Raw genomic sequence first — 18,285 nt, forward strand, 5'->3', positions numbered from 1 at the left:
CTAAATGAATAGTTCAAAATTTTGTTCAAATAAAGAAGTTTTGAATAAAGGGAAATGTGAGTGCATTAAGTTGCTAGACAATCCTAAATAAGTTAATTAAAGCAAATAGCATATTTGGAATTTATAAAATTGTGATTTAATCAAGGAACCAACAAAAACCGCTCAAATGACAAAATATTAATTGGTCACATCATTAAGAATGCAAAAAAGATTAACCCGAGTAAAAATCGTTAATAAAGCGGTTTCTAAAAAATTTTAATACCACAGGATTATGAAAAATGGTATGGTCCTTCTGAAACAGCAAAAAAAAAACTTCTGGAAAAATTGATGAACAATATATACAAAAATAATAGTTGGAAAAGGAAGGCTATTATTGAAAAATTTGGTATATTATTTGTGAATTGATATAGCTAGATGTTGGGGAGGCAATAAATATGAATAAAATAATATGTTTGAATTGTTTTGACCTAAATGAGACATTTCATCTTTTGGACATGAATCCCTTAGAAAGCATGGTAAATTATGTTGAAGATTTAGAAAAGTATACATGTATTTATAATGAGGATTTATTTTCAAAACATAAGGGAAAACTAAGGTGTTCAAAATGTCAAGAAAAAATCCAATATGAAGATTATTTTCTTGAGAACAGAAAAATTGCAGATTTTATAACTGAAGTCTGTAAGATAATCGGAGGTGAGGTTTCTCGTTATCTTGAATACTGTTCAAAATGTGAAATCATAAAGGAATTAAATGTATTCAATAGAATAAAAGAGGAAGAAACTGGACAAGAAACAAACGATGATGGGTTACCCGTATATGATTTTTTAAAAAATCACTTTATACCTGAAGAATACATTCATCTTGTAACTCCTTTTCTACAGTGTAGATGTTGTGGTACCGGTTATGATAGCCGTGAACACCATGTAAAAAAAAGCAGTTTTGATGAATCGTTTAGAGTATATACTCAACATGATATAAGTAATTATTTAGATGTTGATATTGAAGAAATGGCCCAGTATGCAGAAAAGTATTACATCAACTTAAGAAAAGTAGAAATCACTAACTTTTCCACTTTTTTAAGAAAAAATGCAATGCTTGGGTTAAAACATTCTGTTGGGCAACAATTATATAAATTATTTGAAAAAATGTACATAGAAAAGGATTATTCATTACTTGAAGATATAAAGTTATATAGAGGAAGAACTAGGAATACAGGTACTGAGAAGATTTCTGATTCCCAAATGTGGAATCCCCCTGTTGGAGTTTCCTCTCATGGAAGATATAATTTAGTTGGTTCATCTGTTTTATATTTAACTGATAATATTCACTATATTCCTGCTGAGGTAAATTATATGGGGTATCAGGAATTGGATATTGCAACAATAAGTATCAAGCAACCATTGAAAATACTTGATTTAAGTGAAATGTACGGTGAATTTGGACGCATTTTATCTATTAGCCCTAGCAATAATAATGTATTAAAGTTAGAATATCTACTTACAAATTTTATTGCAGAATGTTGTAAAGAAATAGGGTTTCAGGGTATAAAGTATAATGGAGTAAAAAAGGGAAATTATAAAAACTATGCCTTGTTGAATTATAATAAAGATATTGATATATCTATTGATTCCACAGAAACATACAAAGTTGATATTTCATATAACATCAGTAACCTAAGTCATTCGTGAACATTCCTTTCTAATAGTCACATACGTAATGGGAAGCATGTAAGACCAGATGAAAGATGATTGCTACTTTTGAAGATATAACTCAACAGATTGAGAGTTTTAGTTTTCATAATCTAAGACGGAAGCACAAAGCTCACACAAACAATGAAAATGCAATAATACAAACGGCATAATTTTGAATAGGTTTTAGTAAAGGAAAGAGCAAAAGACCCTTGAAAAATGTCCTCAATTGAGCGGTTTTTTCTTAACTTAGTCTCTTTATTTACACAATTTCTAAAACTTTGTAGGCACTCAATAGGGGTGTCTTCTTTGGAAGGTGAAATTATAAAGAAGCTGTAGCATGCTTGCTTTTTTATACTAGTTTGTACTCACTATGAAGGTCACTTAATTGCTGAAGAGAGAAAGCCATAGTTAGCTATTATAATCGAAGCTAGCAATTTTAACTTTCCTAATAGTAAACATGAAACCAAACTCAAAAAATGGAATTGATTCAAATGATTCGGAGTTCGTCTCCTAGATTGAAGTTTTAACTTTTACAAAATCATTAGACAGAATATGTGAAAACATTTTAGGCACTCGAAAGGGTGTCTATTAGTTTTTTTCTACGTTCGGTGTACCCTTTATTAGCTAAGTATTCAGAAAGCCCAAGAAAGAAGAGAGGGAGAAGAGTTTAAAGATTTACCTTACACTATTTTCCAGCACTAAAACGCAAAGAAATGCACTCATTATCGGATGAGTGTGTTTCTTAATAGGGGGCGTGGATATCACCAGAAACAGGGGAATATTTCTCAATAAAGCTAGTAGTACAGTAACCCTCGCAATCTAACCTTATTTTCATCAATAGATTTTTTTCCCTTGCGGTTGCAACTCCGCTTTTCCGTTCCTTCCTAGACTTTCTAAATATGGGACAACAAAACCCTTTCGCATTTAAGAAAGGGTTTTAATACTTATGTATTAAGCTGATTTTTCTGTTTCTTTTTCTTCTTCAATTTGTAATACTTTCAATCCCTTATCAATTGCTTCTGCATAACAATTGCTCATCTTTAACTGAATGATTTCATTATCAAGCAATTCTCTAATTCCATTATTTCCAACAATCTTGTCACATGCAGTATCTGTTTCTTTATAAATATCACTTTTCTTCTTTCCACCTAATACTTTATGTAATTGGTTGTTATTTCTAATAACAACAGTTTTATTATGAAAAGCATCTTGTCGTTTCTCTGCTAATTTAACTGCAAAATTAATGTGTTTAAATCTGAAAGCATCGGTTAATGGAGTTCTACTGAAATAGTCCTCAATTTCTTTATCATAAGCGATAAGCGTAATCACTTTGGTTTGAAACACTCTACTAAACCCCATGTATAAGAAATACGCTCTTTCATCTCTCTTGTACGCTTTGACTGATTCACTTTTTAGCTTAAACATAATATCTTGATGTGTTACCATGTGTTTTTGTCTTAATTTCATCTGTTGATGTTTCACTGCAATTATTTCATCTATTGTTAGCACTTTATCGTAATTTTTTTGTCCGTCATCAGTTTCAATAACTGCTTGATATATGTCTGCATAGTAGATAATGTTATTTTCTTTCAATTCATCTAATACAGTTTCTACTTGGTTTTTTAGTCTTTCGACTTCTTTAACACATTCATAGAAGACATCCCATCCCATGTTCTTAATCCTACTGTCTCTTTCACACACCTCTTCAAAGTAGTCTTGACGTTCATCTGTACCAATTTTTTTAGATGCTTCGTACATGATTTCAGAAAAACATCCTAACTCATACGCAAGTCTTTTAGTTGTAATTGTTGCTCTATTGTCATTTTGATGTTTATATAAGTATTGGATAAGTGCTGTACGAATATCTTCTTTGTATGGCAGTTGTTCTCTATTACCATTATTAATCCTATTGTCTTTGCGTTCCAACCTATGTTGTCGCTTTTCACCTAATTTATAGCAGTTACTACGACTAACTTTAACAATTTCCCAAGTATCATAAAATTCATCAAGTGTTTTATGTAGACTGTCTTTGTGTCCACCGAGTTTCTTATTGTTTGCGAAATACTCTTTACATTTGTCTGTTCCATACTCTTCAACTACTTCTGCTGTTGTAAAAATCCCATCTACCAATATTATCAATTCCTTTTCTTATTTTATTTAGGATAGGAAATCAGGATACTATATATTTTATATATAATGGTCTGATTTTCTATCCTTAGAACATTTCCCTTAAATCTTCTTCCATTACATATGTACTTTGCCACCATCTTTGTTAAACTGCCAAGTACAGGCAGTTTAACAAACCTCGCCCAAAGTACGCAAAGGGCGAATTAATCTCTTGTTGTGATTTGATCTTTCATTCACACCTCGTAAATTTGTCAGCGATATTTTTGGAGTACCTTTTTGCATCGCAACACTTTGAAACTGCGTTCTTTGCAGTTTTAATGTGCTTGTGTAAAAAGGTACATAATCAACATGTATTAGTCGTTGCTTCTTTTTAATACCTTGTAGATGCTCATACAGGGGCGTGCTATTCACCAACTGCAAAGAATCCCTCCACAAACATGATAATGCTATACAATCCCCACACTCTGTTACGAATATTCGATACTCGTGTGAATGTTACTTAAATGTTGTCAATAGAGTTAATTTATACGTGTGTCATTAATGTTGGATATATTGTTATTGTGGTATAGGTAAATCTATTCTTTTATATCGAAATTTATCATTTGTGTTATGTTGCGTGGTTTATTGATAAGTAGGATTTTGTTGGGTTTCACCAAATTAATAATGTTGTTGATAGAGGGGGGTGTCCTATTAATAATATTATATCACAATTATTGACATTTGTCAAATTATGTACTATTACCTATCTTTTGACAAAAGATTAAGGCGATTTTTTTAAATGAATTTGACTGATGTGAATATAATTCAGACTAATTTACCAGTAAAATACACACACTTGTTGAATTAAATGGTAAAATTTATATAAAATTATTGGGGATTATATGTAACAAAAGAATTAATAGTAAAATAATTGAAAAATAAAAGATACAATACCACAGTAAGGGGATGAATAGGTTAATGACACATATTGAACGATGGGCAAATGATTATCTCAAATCTGATAAGACTTATGAAAATCATATAAACAAATATGTAACGTATATATTAAAAATAGATAAGGGTGATAAACCTACAAAAATCGATACTAACGATGTTGAAAATTGCATTGGGTATTATAAAGAATTAGGGAAAATTAATACCATCAGTTCCATGGAAAATCATATTGAAGGTATTAAATCATTTTATAAGTTTCTTGTTAGTAAAGCTTGGGCAACAGACATTTTTAGTGGTATATATGATTATCAAGGATACAAAAGTAATTTAGCCCAAAAATTTAATTTAGCGGAAAGTGAAGAGAGAGAATACTTTGATAATTTGACAATTAAAGCAATCCTAGAGAACTTAGATAAATATTTTGAGGTAAACAATCTAAGTAATCTTCGTGGTCAAAAAAAGAAAAGGTACAAAAATTATTTAATCTTGAGGATTTTCGTTAAATTATCTCTAATTGCACCAGCGAAGAGATCTAAAGTATGTGATTTAAGGAAAAAGGATTTTTCTTTTGATTTTAGAACTTTAAATATTAATGATTTAATGATTAACATACCCAATGGATTAAGACGTGACTTAATAACAAGTATTAATTTAGTACAACAGTTAAAAAATAATCAAATAAATGAAAATGATAAGGTATTATCCTATATAGATGAAGAAGTATTTCAAGCAGAAAATTTAAATAGATGGTTTTGCAACTTTCTTAAAGAATACAATATCTTAAATATTCCCGATTCAAAAACTACATATTCAGTAGAAGTTTTAATGAACTCAGGTATAGCAGAGCTAATAAAAAAAGGAGTAGATTCAGCCTTTATATCCATGGTAAGTGGGATTAGCATTTCATCTTTGGAAAAAAAATATTTTAAAATAAGACAGTATGAGCCTGAGGACATAAATAGGTTAATAAACGAAGGACTTGCTAAAAGCTCTTACTTTGTTTATGTGTAAAATATAAGATTATATTCTTTAAAAAAATAGAATTTGTCTAAAAGAGTAGTGCATTAAAAAGCATCCACATTAATTTTAATTGGATGTTTTTCTTGTTTGCTTATAGATATTTAATTATTTCTTAGAACATTTCAAAAAAGGATGGACAAGGTAACAAATACAAAAAGACTGACTTTTACAGTCAATCTCTAAATGAAGAAAATAAATGAGTACACAAAATAATTAATTTTATGCAGTAGTTGAAAAAACGTTAAGTAAATGAGACATAATCTAATTATGTCTCATTGAGTAAATCAAATTTACCTTACAGCCACAAGGGATTGACCGATATAGTAGTTAATTTCATTCTTTCTATTGATTTTGAATGGGACAAAAATTATAATTAATGTAAATTAAGTCTCATTCGTTGCTGATAAAAGAGGTGCTGAAATTGGAATTTGTAGAACCGATTCGAGATAGAAAAAAGATTGAAGCTATGAAAAAATTACTTGGTGATTCACCTAGAGATCATTTACTTTTTGTCATTGGAATCAATACAGCGTTTCGGGTAAGTGATTTACTAACATTAAAATATTCTGACGTGATGGATGATAAGAGAAGATTGTTTGAACACTTTACATTAAACGAAACAAAGACAGGTAAAAATAATAAGGTTGCTATGACAAAAGGTGTAAAAAAAGCATTGAAGGAATATATCAGCTGTAACTCTGAAGTTAATATGAACGAATACTTATTTAAAAGTCGTAAACATGACAAAGATGGAAACTCACAGCCAATCAATAGAAAGAGTGCATGGAGAATCATTCAGCAAACAGCGGATCAATTAGGATTAAAAAATATCGGTTCACATAGTTTACGGAAAACATTTGCTTATCATCAGTATCAAATGGGAACAGATATTGTATTGTTGCAGGATATGTTAAATCATAGTAGCCCAGCAGTCACATTAAGGTATATCGGTATTACACAAGATCAAAAGGATAGAGCAGTCAAAGCATTAGATTTATAGCGGATGAATTAGAGGGTTCTGATTATTAGATACTCTTTTTCCATACTCATATAAAGCCACAGGAAGCCTATACAGAATTTTTTTATTGTTAATAGGAGGAAAAATATGGAAAATAATGTGAACAAAATCGATAATATAAAATACCAAGTAAAACAATTGATACAAGAGAATTTACATAGGGAAGTTACACCAGAAACAAAACATACTATTTCAGGTGTATATATGATTTACATAGACCATTTCACTTCTGAGAAAATTGTTCCGATGTATATAGGACAAGCAAAAGATATACAAAGAAGATATAAACAACATTTTAGTGAAATTCTTGCATTGAATAGGCTTCCGTATGAAGAGTATCATAAATATTTCTTTCTAGAATCTCAATCCTTTTATGAAGGGAGTTTTAAATCCTGTAAAATTTTCAAATACATGATTGAAAATAAATGTACTCTACAAGACGTTCATATGATTGTTTTAGAAGAGGTAAAAGAAGAATATTTAGATGAAAAGGAACAGGAATACTTTAAAAGATTATTGCCTTCATTTTTTGGCTTTAACCAATTTAATTCTTTTCTAAAACGACTTAAGTTTCGTTTTTCAAATTCAGAAATGAGTAACTCGGAAATAGAGGATTATTTAAGTATATTGCAGGAAGATATTAAAGGTATTTATTCTTATTACGAATATGGTTTTACAAGATTTAATTTTGAACATTCGATACCTAAAGATATTTCCAATCTATTGAAAGAGAAAGAACAACTAGACAGTGACATATTATTTAAGTTTGATGAAGTAAAATTAAGTCTTTATGAATTGTGTAAACGATACATACCTAATTTTGAAGAAATGCAAAGAATGAGTGAAAAGAAAAACAAATTATATAAAGTGTATAATGTCGCTACAGATGAATGTAATGATATGTTAGATTTACTGAAAAGAGATATTAGCGAGAAATTTGAAGTACTGAAAATCTACAGTGAGGAAGCAATTAAAGATTTCATCTATAGTATAAAGTATAAAGGTAATCCTAAGCATAAAGAACTCTTTCTTAAATATCTGAAATCCAAAAAGTGTAAACTGGATTTTTATAAAATTTTTGAAGAACAGATTATAGACGTTAACAAAAAAATAGAAGAAAGAGATAATAAAAAGGTTCCTTATAAAGAAGTTTTAGATTTATTCCTAAAAAGAGAGAATGAAATAAGACCTAAAAGATATAAAATGATATTTCCTTCATGTCAATTTGAGTCTTTTTCTTTAGGGGACAGGTCTAATAATCTTACAATAGAAATGGATGAAGATTATGATTTATTAAACACAAGTCATATCAAAATATACATTTCAAATAATGGAAATAGCAGAAGTGACGTCAGAAAAGACCTGTATATTATTAGGATTGATTATTGTTACATAGATAATGAAGGGAATAAATTAGAAAATAAGTATTATATTGAAAATGAAACAACAAAAAATTGTCAGTCTGGAATAGAGTATTTTGAGAAAGATTTTTATAATATGTTTGCTTTTAAGAAAACAAAGTTTAGTATATCTAGTTTAATAAATAATAAAGTAGATAATTCTTTTATTTCTATTCAGGCTGAATATAAGCATGGGATAAATGATTACACATTAAAAGATAAAAAGTTGATTAAATTATCGGTTGTTTTGGATGAAATTATGCAAATAACTGATGACGAGACTAGATTTAATATAGATGTTTCAGAATCGGTTAATTGCTTAAAAAAATGTATTATGAATGAAAGGCTACAAAATAATGAATTTGTAGAACAGGTACTACTTACAAAGAAATTACTTAAACTTAAGAAACGAAAAAAAACTCACATCAAGAAAGTTAAGGAAATAGTAACTAAAACTGTTTTGGCGGAAAATAACAAGATAAAAAGGGCCGAAGCATATAAACTAAAAGTATTAATAAAGTCGGATAATGCTGTTAAGGTATTAAATTACGTTTCAAGTAAAGAAAAAGTAACAGCACAATGCACTAGTTGTCGGAACAAGTGGGAAATACGTAGTGACCATTTATTAACAAGACCATATTGTCCGCTGTGCAGAAAAAAGGCTACGGATAATTAATAAGAAAGGTTGGACAAGCTCGTTTAAACACACGTTAAATACAGATGTTTATCTATAAGAAAACATAGATTAAAAGGTTGCCCTTAATAGGGCGTTTTTTTTGTTTCGTAACATCTCTATTTAATAAACTTTACTCCTTCAATAAGGAGTAAAGTTTATTTGAATTAGTGATAGGGGAAGTAGTTGAAGGAGAAGAATTTATTATTACCGATAAACTACACTTTTACGGTAATTGACAGGTGCTAAAAGAAACGTAGTCGTATCAATGGTTTCAAAATACCTTTTTATTACCGTTTGGCTATAACCGTATTTATTGGATAGTCTATTCCTTAGTGGGCGGTACATATCACCAATTTTAAAAGTTCATTAGAATAATAATGTCTTAGCACTCTCACTCCTGCAATCAGAGTTGAAATCAGTACCGTGTAAAACATAAGAAAATACTCTTTTTAAACTGTATTTTAACGTGTGTGTTTTTTTTGCTGTAATAAAGGTATGAGACTTCAGTATAATAAACTAAAGATTGATATAATAATTAAGAGTTGAGGGTTCTGATCAAGTTTGGAACTTTTGCTATCGTTTATATATTCTAGGTTACACACCGTTGAATGTGCGAATAATTAGAGGAAGAAGAGAAGAGTATGAAAAATATAGGTGATATGCTTGGCTATGTACTTGAACACTATGATTTAAGTCTAAAAACCGATGAAGGAAATAACGTCAAATTATTGCTAACTGAATTGATTCCACAAAAAATTGCTTCGATGCTATCAATTGAAAATAATCTAAACTATAAAGTTTATGGTAGTTTTGGTGGAAGACCAAAAATTGCAATTATTCCTTGGGTAGTTATCATTGACAAAACGTTATGTGATGGAGAAAGTGCACAAAAAGGAATTTATCCAGTCTTATTATTTAACGAAGACAGGTCAGAAGTTTATCTATCATTGAATTTAGGTACTACTTTCTTTAAGGATCATGTTAAGAGGGAAAAATTTAAAAATCCTAGAGATTTGATTAATACGACCAAAATTGCATTGAAAAAATTAATTGAAATAGATAGTAAAGACCTAAATGAGATCAATAACCTTGGAGGAAAAAAAGACCGCTACTACCTTGAAGGCAATATCGCATCTATTTCTTATAAAAAAGATCAAATGCCAAGTGACGAAGACTTTAAACAGGATCTATTAAGGATGATGGACTATGTTGAAAAATATAATAAACTGAAAGAATATCATTTATTTGAAGTTTTTATTAATAAAGTTTTGAATAACACTATTAACCTTCCTTCTGATGTTCAAGATGCTTTATATCAAGAAAAAGTTGATATTTCAGATCCCGAAGACAAGGATGATGATTTACCTGTCCCCAAGAATAAAAAGATGAAAAAAATGAGCAATAGGTACATAGGCAATCCAAAAATAACGAAAAGAGCTTTAGTAAATGCTGACTATATGTGTGAATATGATATCACTCATTCAACGTTCGTAAATGATACTACAGGAAAGAATTATGTTGAGGGGCATCACTTAATTCCTCTTTCAATACAAGATGAATTTAAGTATTCGTTAGATGTTCCACAAAATATTATCTCTTTATGTCCAAATTGTCATCGGAAAATTCATAAGGCCTCAAAGTCACAAAAGATAGCAATGATTGAAAAACTTTATCGTAGTCGAGAAAAAGGCCTTATAAAAAGAGGGATAGTCACGACACAAGAACAAATTGAGAGATTTTATTTTAATTAAGAGTTATTGGCAGTACTTACAAAATATATTTTAGGTGGATGATCTATGGCACTTTTTGGAGGAAAAGAAACATCAACAGTAACAGATAAAGAGTATACGTGGAAAAAGAATGAAATAAAAATTGAAGATGGGTATTTAGTTAGTAAAGGGATTATAAATAATATTAGAGTACCGCTCAATGCTATTGAAACAGTAGTATGGTCAATCAACCCAACAAAGCCAACCATTGCACCCACATTAAAAATTATTGGCAAGGGCGTTGTATTAGCAGAAATGGCTGTAGGTATAGATATAATAAATGATATTCAAGATTGGATTTTAAAAAATATAGTTAAGTAATAATAGGCATTGTTTGTGTTAAAAAAATTACAATAATCTGTTAACTTATCTGAATGTCAAAACAATAAGATCAAATATAAAACCACGTTCTCTATTTTAATAGGGAGCGTTTTTTTGATTCAGTAATCAATAAATAAAACAAGTACTTAATGGAGAAATAAGATTCAGAGTATCGGATAGGGAGCCTAAATTTAATTACATTATCACAAAATTAGCATTTGTCATATTTGTGGGTATTATTTGTTTTGTATGAAAATATTGGTATTATTAATGATATACTTTTTGTGAAAAAGAATTTTAAGGGATTCTAGTATATTTAGAGTCATATTGTAAAAGGGAGATAACGCTATGATTAAAATAGGAGAGAAAATACAGGGACAACGTGGGGGGAGTGATTTTTCATTATTGGTTAATGATATGGAAGTTCCTAGAGAGTCTGGGTATATATATAAATTTCCTGATGGAGATTTGTATGCACAAATAAATGATTGGAAGTATCTTAAACTAGTCTTTAACTCAACTTTTATTGGGGTAATGTCGGAAATACCTACTATATATGCAAATTTACAAGTTGAATTTACAGACTTAATTGATGGGATAAATATAAAAAAAATTCAAGAAGTTGGAATTGAGAAATACATTCTAGCTTTTGAAATGAGTTTTAATGATTTTGAAAATTGGAAAAATCCTTTTAGTATTCAGGAATTTGCTGATGTAATAAGTGAAAGAATAAACCGTGATAGTGATTTAGAATTTAAGTGGGAACAGGAAGAGGATATGGTTGTAAACGGTTGTGGGATAGTTTTTGAGGTATATGATGGAAATGAATCAATTAATTCTTTTGTTGAGAGTGGATTGGCTTCAATTAAAAAAATATATGATGAGGTAATTAATATATTACTTTCTCAGGGTAAGAATACAGTCCTAAGTATATTTAATTTTCCTGAGCAGGTTCGAACACCATGTGAACAATATCTCTTATATTTTGTTCAATTTCTTAAGGAGTTAGGTATTGAAGCAACAGCTGATATTAAGCATCAAGCGGGAGATGTATTATTTTCAGTCAACCCTATCTCAGGTCATACAGCACTAATTCAAATTCGACACGCCCTTGAGATTTATTTGCAGATGCCTGATATATTGTCTAACACTAATAATATGCAATTTCCTATAGATCCTAAAGTACAACAATTAATGGCTAACATTCAACATCTGAACGGTCAACTTATGCTAAGCAATGCAATTTCTCAAGCAAGGGAGGAAACTATTCAACATCAACAAGTTACAATCAAACAACAACAAGAAATAATTGATGCAACAATAATTCAACATTCACTTCTTTCTATTAGTCAAGGTGAAAATAATGAAAAAGAGGAAATACTCGGTGGTACAGTCTCCCTAACAAAAATTCAGGGTAAGGGCTTTGAGGTTAATCTTCCAACAATTTATCGTTGGATAAGGAATACGCTTGTGGGAAATAGGTAGATACATTTGGAGGGTAAAGACATATTACGCTAAATGTCTTATTTGATACTTTTAAAGTAGGGTCACACAGCACCATTAATTTAAAGCTATACGATGTTTAAAAGGGAGTTGAATAACTCTAGATTGGAGTATTAAGTGATAAATTCAGATGTTTTATATTTGAGATAATACTTGTAAGAGTGTTATCTCTTTTGTTTGTTCTGTTTTAACTAATATATTTATAACTAGGATGGATAAAAGAGCGGTTTTAAACACATATATATAGTGATACATCCACACAATCTTGTTAAATAATACATACGTGTGAATGTAAAAGGAAATCCTCTTAAAACACCTTAGTAGACATGGTTTTCACGTGCGATAGAAAGTGAATTTCTATAAGAAAATATACCTATTTCTGAAGTATCATGGTATATTAAATTCAGAAGATAATTGAAAAAAATGGAAGGGTTGGATGTGCTTGTGAGGAAAATGGCGAGTATGGGTTTAATGTTTTTACTTTTAACTTTAGGGGCATGCTCCAGCAACACAAACGGTGATGCACTAGAAGATGCTCCAGATTACATAAAGGAAACATGGGAGTATTTTAATGTAATGAGCAAAGTAACAGATGCTGTAGAAAATGGTGAAAATGTTGAGGTTGCTTTTGATAAATATTTTCCAAATGAGAATGAAGTAATTTCCTATATTGATTCCGCTTCAGCTGAATCAGAGGAAGAGCAATTAGTTATAGATAACATTCACTTGATTCACCTTAAAGTATCAACAATGGCAATTGAAGACTTTAACGCTTCTATGGGAGGTGACCCTGTTGACATTGACCAATTTGTATATGAGTTACAAGTCCCTAGAAATGAACTTGCGAAAATATACAAAGAGTATGGTCTAGAATATAATAAATAGTAAAAAGTTATTGAGCCATATTCCACTTTGGAGTGGCTTTTTGTTTGGTATTTACCGATAGACCACACTTTTAACGGTAATGAACAGGTAGGAAATTATACCTAGTAATATAAAGGCTTCGAGACTCACATTAGTTACCGTTTGACCTTACCGTAATTATTGGTAAAATAAGCTTATTAATGAAGGTAATGGAGTGGTTTAAATGAAGACTGTGGCTTATATCCGTGTAAACTCAAAACAAAGCAAGACAACAGAAGTCATTGAAAGAAGCAAGTTGCACAGAGTTTTATATTAAAAGCTAAGTGGTGCTACAATGGAACGTCCAGAGTTACAAAGAATGCTAGAAGAACTTGAAGAAGGTGATATGGTAATTATCCATGAAATAAGCCGTCTATCACGTTCAACTAAAGACTTATTAGCTATCGTTGGAACGATTCAAAGCAAAGGTGCAGTATTCAATTCTCTTACCGATAAATGGTTAGACCTCTCTGATGACAGTCCTATTAGTAAGCTACTTTTCACTATTTTTTTCAGGTCTTTCACAGTTTGAACATAAAATGATAATGCATCGTTAAAAAGAAGGCATTAATTAGCATGAAGTAAAGGCAAATTTTATTTTGAAGGGAACATAGATAATGAATTTATATTTAGGCGATTTGATGAATTTGAAGTCCTCTACAGATATTGTTGAATATATTCGTAATATATATGTGGGAGTAGAAGATATTTATATCCCAGCACTTATTAGTGAAGGAAATTATATTCGTGATTTGGAGGCTGACTTCTATTTAAAATTAATTATAAAGCATAAAGAAATACCAATTAAAAAAACATGGTTATTAGATAATTTACAATACTCATTACCAACAGAATACAGTTTGAATGAATTAGATAAAGAACAACTAAGTGAGCTGTTTACTCATAATTTAATTGTGTATAGAAATCATAAAAATTCTAGTGTATACCAAGTAAATCCGCTTATGACAACAAGTGAAGCCTATCAAGAACATGGAGTAAAAAATTTAAGATATGTAGAAGCATATTTTAGTGAAGAATATTTGCAAAATAAAGGTGATTTGGTACTTGAATATACAAAAAAAGAAAAAGATGAGTATCTAAATATATTAAAAAATTTCTTAAAAGAATTTATTATATATAAAAAAGATGAAAAATGGGGTAATTCTTACGAGTTAATAGCTGAATTTGAATATAGAAATAAAAATCATAATGCAATACAGGATAATTATAAAAATACTAATGAAGGATATATAGAATACTCTCATTCAGAAAAACACGGATTGTATTTAAGAGGAAGTATTAAAGTGCCATTTGAGTATAGTATATCAAATAAACGTGCAATTAAAGTTATAGATTTAGGTTCCAAGCATGTTCGAGAACATAATCCTGAAAATTATAATGGAGATACGGAAGAAGGTTTTATAGCTTTTTCTTCAGATGTAATTAATATATTAAAACAAGATTATTTCTTTTATGATATACAAATGATTGAAAAAGAAAATCCAGATAATACAGTTTTGGTAGATTATATGGAAAATAAAGTTGTGTTTTGGGAAGCGGAATATAATAAGTTATCAATTCGTTTGAAAAATAAAATTGATGATTACAATATTATTCCTAATATTGAAAAAGAAAGTATTATTAGTAAAGCAATGGCTTCAATGCAATTAGAAGCATCATGGAATTGGGACAAAGAATTAGAACCAGATAAAAAATTAGCATACCTTATAAAAAGTCAGATGTTTGAAAAAGCAGTTGATATGAATATGAACTTTTTATATCCTCAAAATATTAACCAATTAAAAGGTTTTATTTTACAAATAGAAAAACTGACTTCAATAACTTTAGAACAATTTAATGTGAATGCCAAAGAAGTTCAATTATTAATTGATATTAGAGCTGATAAGGAAATAGAATCTATGGAAAGTGAAAAAATTACAGATTTATATTTGAAATATTGCTATGCTATCGGGCGAATTTTAGAAGGTGGAAATTAAGTGGATATTCAATTCTTTGTAGGAGTAAATGGTGCTGGAAAATCATTTAATTTAAATAAGATATATAGTGAAAGTGAAAATTCACTTTATGTAAATGAGGAAGGGCTACCATCTTTTTCAATACGAAAACCTAGAGTGAAGATTGACTTGGAAAATAAGATGTATCATTTTATAAAAGATTCACAGCGTGGTACTGGAGAGTATGAAGAACCTTCATCAGAACACATACAAGAAAAGTTTCTTATATTACTATATGAAGCATTAGAATTACAAAAGAAAAATGAAGTTTTCAAAAATAATAAATCAAAAGGTCAAGAAAAATTCTCCAATTTATTAACCATATTTACAGATTATAATTTCAATAATTTAGAATATATCTGTTTAGACGAACCTGAAAATTTTTTAGATGAAGATTATATTAAATTGATTGGAAGGTTAATTTTAAATTTAGCAAAAGTTGGATTTAAAGTAAGAGTAGCAACACATAGTGTACGAATATTGACAGAGTGTCGTGCATCTATAGAACAGATTATAATTTTAAATAGAGCAGAAAAGTATAATATAGATGTTAGAGCGATTGAAGAATTAATGAGAAATGTGAGCGATGAAGTATTAAAATTTGAAAATAAGCATATGCAAGTTGATTCTAGAATGAAAACAAAACTAAAATCATATGAATATCCAAGGTTATTTAAATCTTTAATTTCACAAACTATAGAAAATGAAGATTTTTATAAATGTTTGTTTAATAAAACCATTATCCTTGTTGAAGGAGAATCAGAAGTAGTTGCCTTAAAAGCAATAAAAAATCGTTTTGAAAGTTCAACGGAATTTTTCACACCTCATGGTAAGGTGTATATGCCGTTTTTTGCAAAACTTTTTAGTGTTTTAGGGAAAGAAGTAGTTGTAATAATCGATGTAGATACGGAAAAACAGACCATGCCTTGGGTTTTAACACAGTACTTTGAAAATGAAAGGCACATAAATGATTTAAAGCTCATTTCTCATCAGCCTGATTTTGAAGAATATTACAATATACCTTGGAGAGAAATTGCCGAGGATATAGGTTTGAAAAACAAGATTTTGACAGGAGAATTGAAACCTCTCGTTGCTATGATTTTCTTTGATGAAATACAAAATCAGCAAGTCTTATATGATAATTTGCAAAGAGTAACAGAAAAAGATACTTCAATATTCCAATTTGTTTAATAAGTATTTATATTAACAAAAAACAACAACTACTTTTATAATAAAAAATGTAAGATATTATTTGGAAGCGGGTATGTTCAACACAAAATAGCTTAAATGTTAATATATCAACTAAAATACAATTATTGAAGTGTCAATCGCTAGGACTTCTGAGGCTTCCTTAACTAACCTGTATTGTTGACAAGCCAAACCTGCTCGTGAAATGCCAGTTAAGTTCTATTTTGAGAAAGTGACTGAAGGTTCGTTTTATAATAAAAGATTCTTTAAAAGATGATAAATATTCCATTAACTTATAACTTAGTTTGTACTGTCCTCATAACAGATTTGGGTCCTAGGCTCTAGAATCTTTAGCATTAATAAAAGAAGTTCCTTAATTTAGGAACTTCTTTTTGGTTTAAATGAATAGAGACCTTTATCACAAATTTTAAGACCGTATTTTTAGTTTATTTGATACAGGAGCGGTCACAATTTTGGTCACTAGTAAAGTCATAAATGCTTTAATGGTGCGTGTTTAGAGGTCATATCAGCGGTCACTAATGCGGTCACTAAACCTGTTAAAATCGCCTCATTACACTATTTTTTTGTTAAAAGCCTTTACTCCCCAACACTTTTCCTACTAATCCGCTCCACAATCTCCATCAAATCATCCGGCTTATGAAACTCAATCGGCGACACGCCTTTATCGAATTCTATTGTATTGGATTCTATCATTAATACATATTTTCCATTAATCTTGCCTAAATGGATGCTTTCGCCAAAATCGGCTAATAGTCCTTTGATGGATGTACTGCTTCATTCGCAGTTCGGCTTCAGGTGTATGCTCGACAATCTGGGCTGTGGCTTCGACGACCTGGTGGGTTTCAAGGCGTTCCTGGATTTCCCTTTTTTCGCTTGTTTCCCAGATTTCCAGGTCCTGTTCGAATTTGTGCAATTCGTCACTGTTTTCTTCGAATTGTGCGGATACATGTTCATGGACCATGTGGATGACCTGGTTTTTCATGATTTCTGGCATCGATTCGCCATATTCGACGAATTTCAAAAAGTCCTCGAAGTAGCGGGCATGTGAGGCCTGGTGGATTTTCAGTTCGCCTTCTTCGACCATACCTTCTTCGGGCATGTAGGGGTATTGGATGGATTTCATATTTTTAGTGGTGATTGCCATTTCAACGTGTCGAATTAGTGTTCGTTCATCTGAAATGGAAGCAACCTTCGGCTCGAAATCACATTTTAATAAGAAGACGAATGGTTCATCTAGATATTTCGTTAATTTAGCAGATGCGACTAGGAAGACTCCGCCACGCACTGCACTTGTATCTATATAAGACTGAGCGAATTGTTCATTTTCCTGCTGGAAGACTTCTTTTGTACCGGCAAAGCGGACACGGTTAAATACATTGTAATTAGGATTGGAATCAAGTGCATGGCCTTCTTCAACAATAAAAGAACCGATTTTTGTGGGTATTTGTTCAGTTTTTGGATGACGGTCTACTTTTCGTTTGGAGATTTTTATCAATTCCCCATCCAAAAAATCCTTTAAAGGACTTTCTTCGTATTCCTGGGTATCGAGTGTTTGAAAATGTTTAAATCGTTTATCAGCCTGATCGCCTTTTCCTTCAACCTGTATTAAATAAAAAGACAGATAGGTAATCGTAAAATCCATGAAAGTCACCATCTCCAATTAAGCATATTTCCCGTACTTTTTAAGACTTAATAAGTAT

13 protein-coding genes and 1 pseudogene are annotated in these 18,285 nt (G+C 30.2%); 11 read left to right on the top strand and 3 right to left on the bottom strand.

Going from position 1 to position 18,285, the window contains the following annotated elements; translation table 11 throughout:
* Positions 1–434 precede the first annotated feature (434 nt).
* Complete coding sequence (locus tag AKG34_RS10215) at positions 435–1,688, top strand: hypothetical protein (RefSeq protein ID WP_053345987.1); 1,254 nt, start codon at positions 435–437, stop codon at positions 1,686–1,688.
* A gap of 954 nt (positions 1,689–2,642) precedes the next feature.
* Here the strand turns inward: AKG34_RS10215 and AKG34_RS10220 are convergent.
* Both AKG34_RS10220 and AKG34_RS10225 read right to left on the bottom strand, forming a co-directional pair.
* Positions 2,643–3,821: a hypothetical protein gene (locus tag AKG34_RS10220; protein ID WP_236694919.1), complete on the bottom strand. Its 1,179-nt coding sequence runs from the start codon at positions 3,819–3,821 to the stop codon at positions 2,643–2,645.
* Positions 3,822–3,986: 165 nt separating this feature from the next.
* A complete protein-coding gene (locus AKG34_RS10225) occupies positions 3,987–4,238 on the bottom strand; it encodes a hypothetical protein (RefSeq protein ID WP_053345989.1) in 252 nt (83 codons plus the stop codon).
* Positions 4,239–4,775: 537 nt separating this feature from the next.
* On the opposite strand from AKG34_RS10225, the gene AKG34_RS10230 reads away from it, so the two are divergent.
* The 10 genes from AKG34_RS10230 to AKG34_RS10275 all read left to right on the top strand — a co-directional run bounded on the left by AKG34_RS10230 (position 4,776) and on the right by AKG34_RS10275 (position 16,567).
* On the top strand, positions 4,776–5,762 hold the full coding sequence (locus AKG34_RS10230; protein WP_053345990.1) for a site-specific integrase: 987 nt from the start codon (positions 4,776–4,778) through the stop codon (positions 5,760–5,762).
* 430 nt (positions 5,763–6,192) lie between these two features.
* Positions 6,193–6,771: a site-specific integrase gene (locus AKG34_RS10235; RefSeq protein ID WP_053345991.1), complete on the top strand. Its 579-nt coding sequence runs from the start codon at positions 6,193–6,195 to the stop codon at positions 6,769–6,771.
* Between the two features lie 105 nt (positions 6,772–6,876).
* Entirely contained in the window at positions 6,877–8,865 is a 1,989-nt protein-coding gene (locus tag AKG34_RS10240) for a hypothetical protein (protein ID WP_053345992.1), read from the top strand.
* 641 nt (positions 8,866–9,506) lie between these two features.
* Positions 9,507–10,616 carry an MrcB family domain-containing protein gene (locus AKG34_RS10245; RefSeq protein ID WP_053345993.1) on the top strand — a complete coding sequence of 370 codons (1,110 nt, stop codon included), beginning with the start codon at positions 9,507–9,509 and terminating at the stop codon, positions 10,614–10,616.
* Between the two features lie 45 nt (positions 10,617–10,661).
* Positions 10,662–10,955, top strand: coding sequence for a hypothetical protein (locus tag AKG34_RS10250; protein WP_053345994.1), 294 nt, complete (start codon positions 10,662–10,664; stop codon positions 10,953–10,955).
* 348 nt (positions 10,956–11,303) lie between these two features.
* Positions 11,304–12,440 carry a hypothetical protein gene (locus AKG34_RS10255; protein WP_053345995.1) on the top strand — a complete coding sequence of 379 codons (1,137 nt, stop codon included), beginning with the start codon at positions 11,304–11,306 and terminating at the stop codon, positions 12,438–12,440.
* Positions 12,441–12,896: 456 nt separating this feature from the next.
* Positions 12,897–13,343, top strand: a complete 447-nt coding sequence (locus tag AKG34_RS10260; RefSeq protein WP_152952271.1) for a hypothetical protein — start codon at positions 12,897–12,899, stop codon at positions 13,341–13,343.
* A 313-nt stretch (positions 13,344–13,656) separates the two neighbouring features.
* A complete protein-coding gene (locus tag AKG34_RS28745; protein WP_053345997.1) occupies positions 13,657–13,893 on the top strand; it encodes a recombinase family protein in 237 nt (78 codons plus the stop codon).
* Between the two features lie 85 nt (positions 13,894–13,978).
* Positions 13,979–15,358, top strand: a complete 1,380-nt coding sequence (locus tag AKG34_RS10270; protein WP_053345998.1) for a hypothetical protein — start codon at positions 13,979–13,981, stop codon at positions 15,356–15,358.
* Positions 15,359–16,567, top strand: a complete 1,209-nt coding sequence (locus tag AKG34_RS10275) for a TOPRIM nucleotidyl transferase/hydrolase domain-containing protein (protein WP_053345999.1) — start codon at positions 15,359–15,361, stop codon at positions 16,565–16,567.
* Between the two features lie 594 nt (positions 16,568–17,161).
* Here the strand turns inward: AKG34_RS10275 and AKG34_RS10280 are convergent.
* Positions 17,162–18,227, bottom strand: a pseudogene (locus AKG34_RS10280) (DUF3900 domain-containing protein).
* Positions 18,228–18,285 lie beyond the last annotated feature (58 nt).

Origin of the sequence: Peribacillus butanolivorans, assembly GCF_001273755.1 — a bacterium.
GTDB lineage: Bacteria > Bacillota > Bacilli > Bacillales > DSM-1321 > Peribacillus > Peribacillus butanolivorans.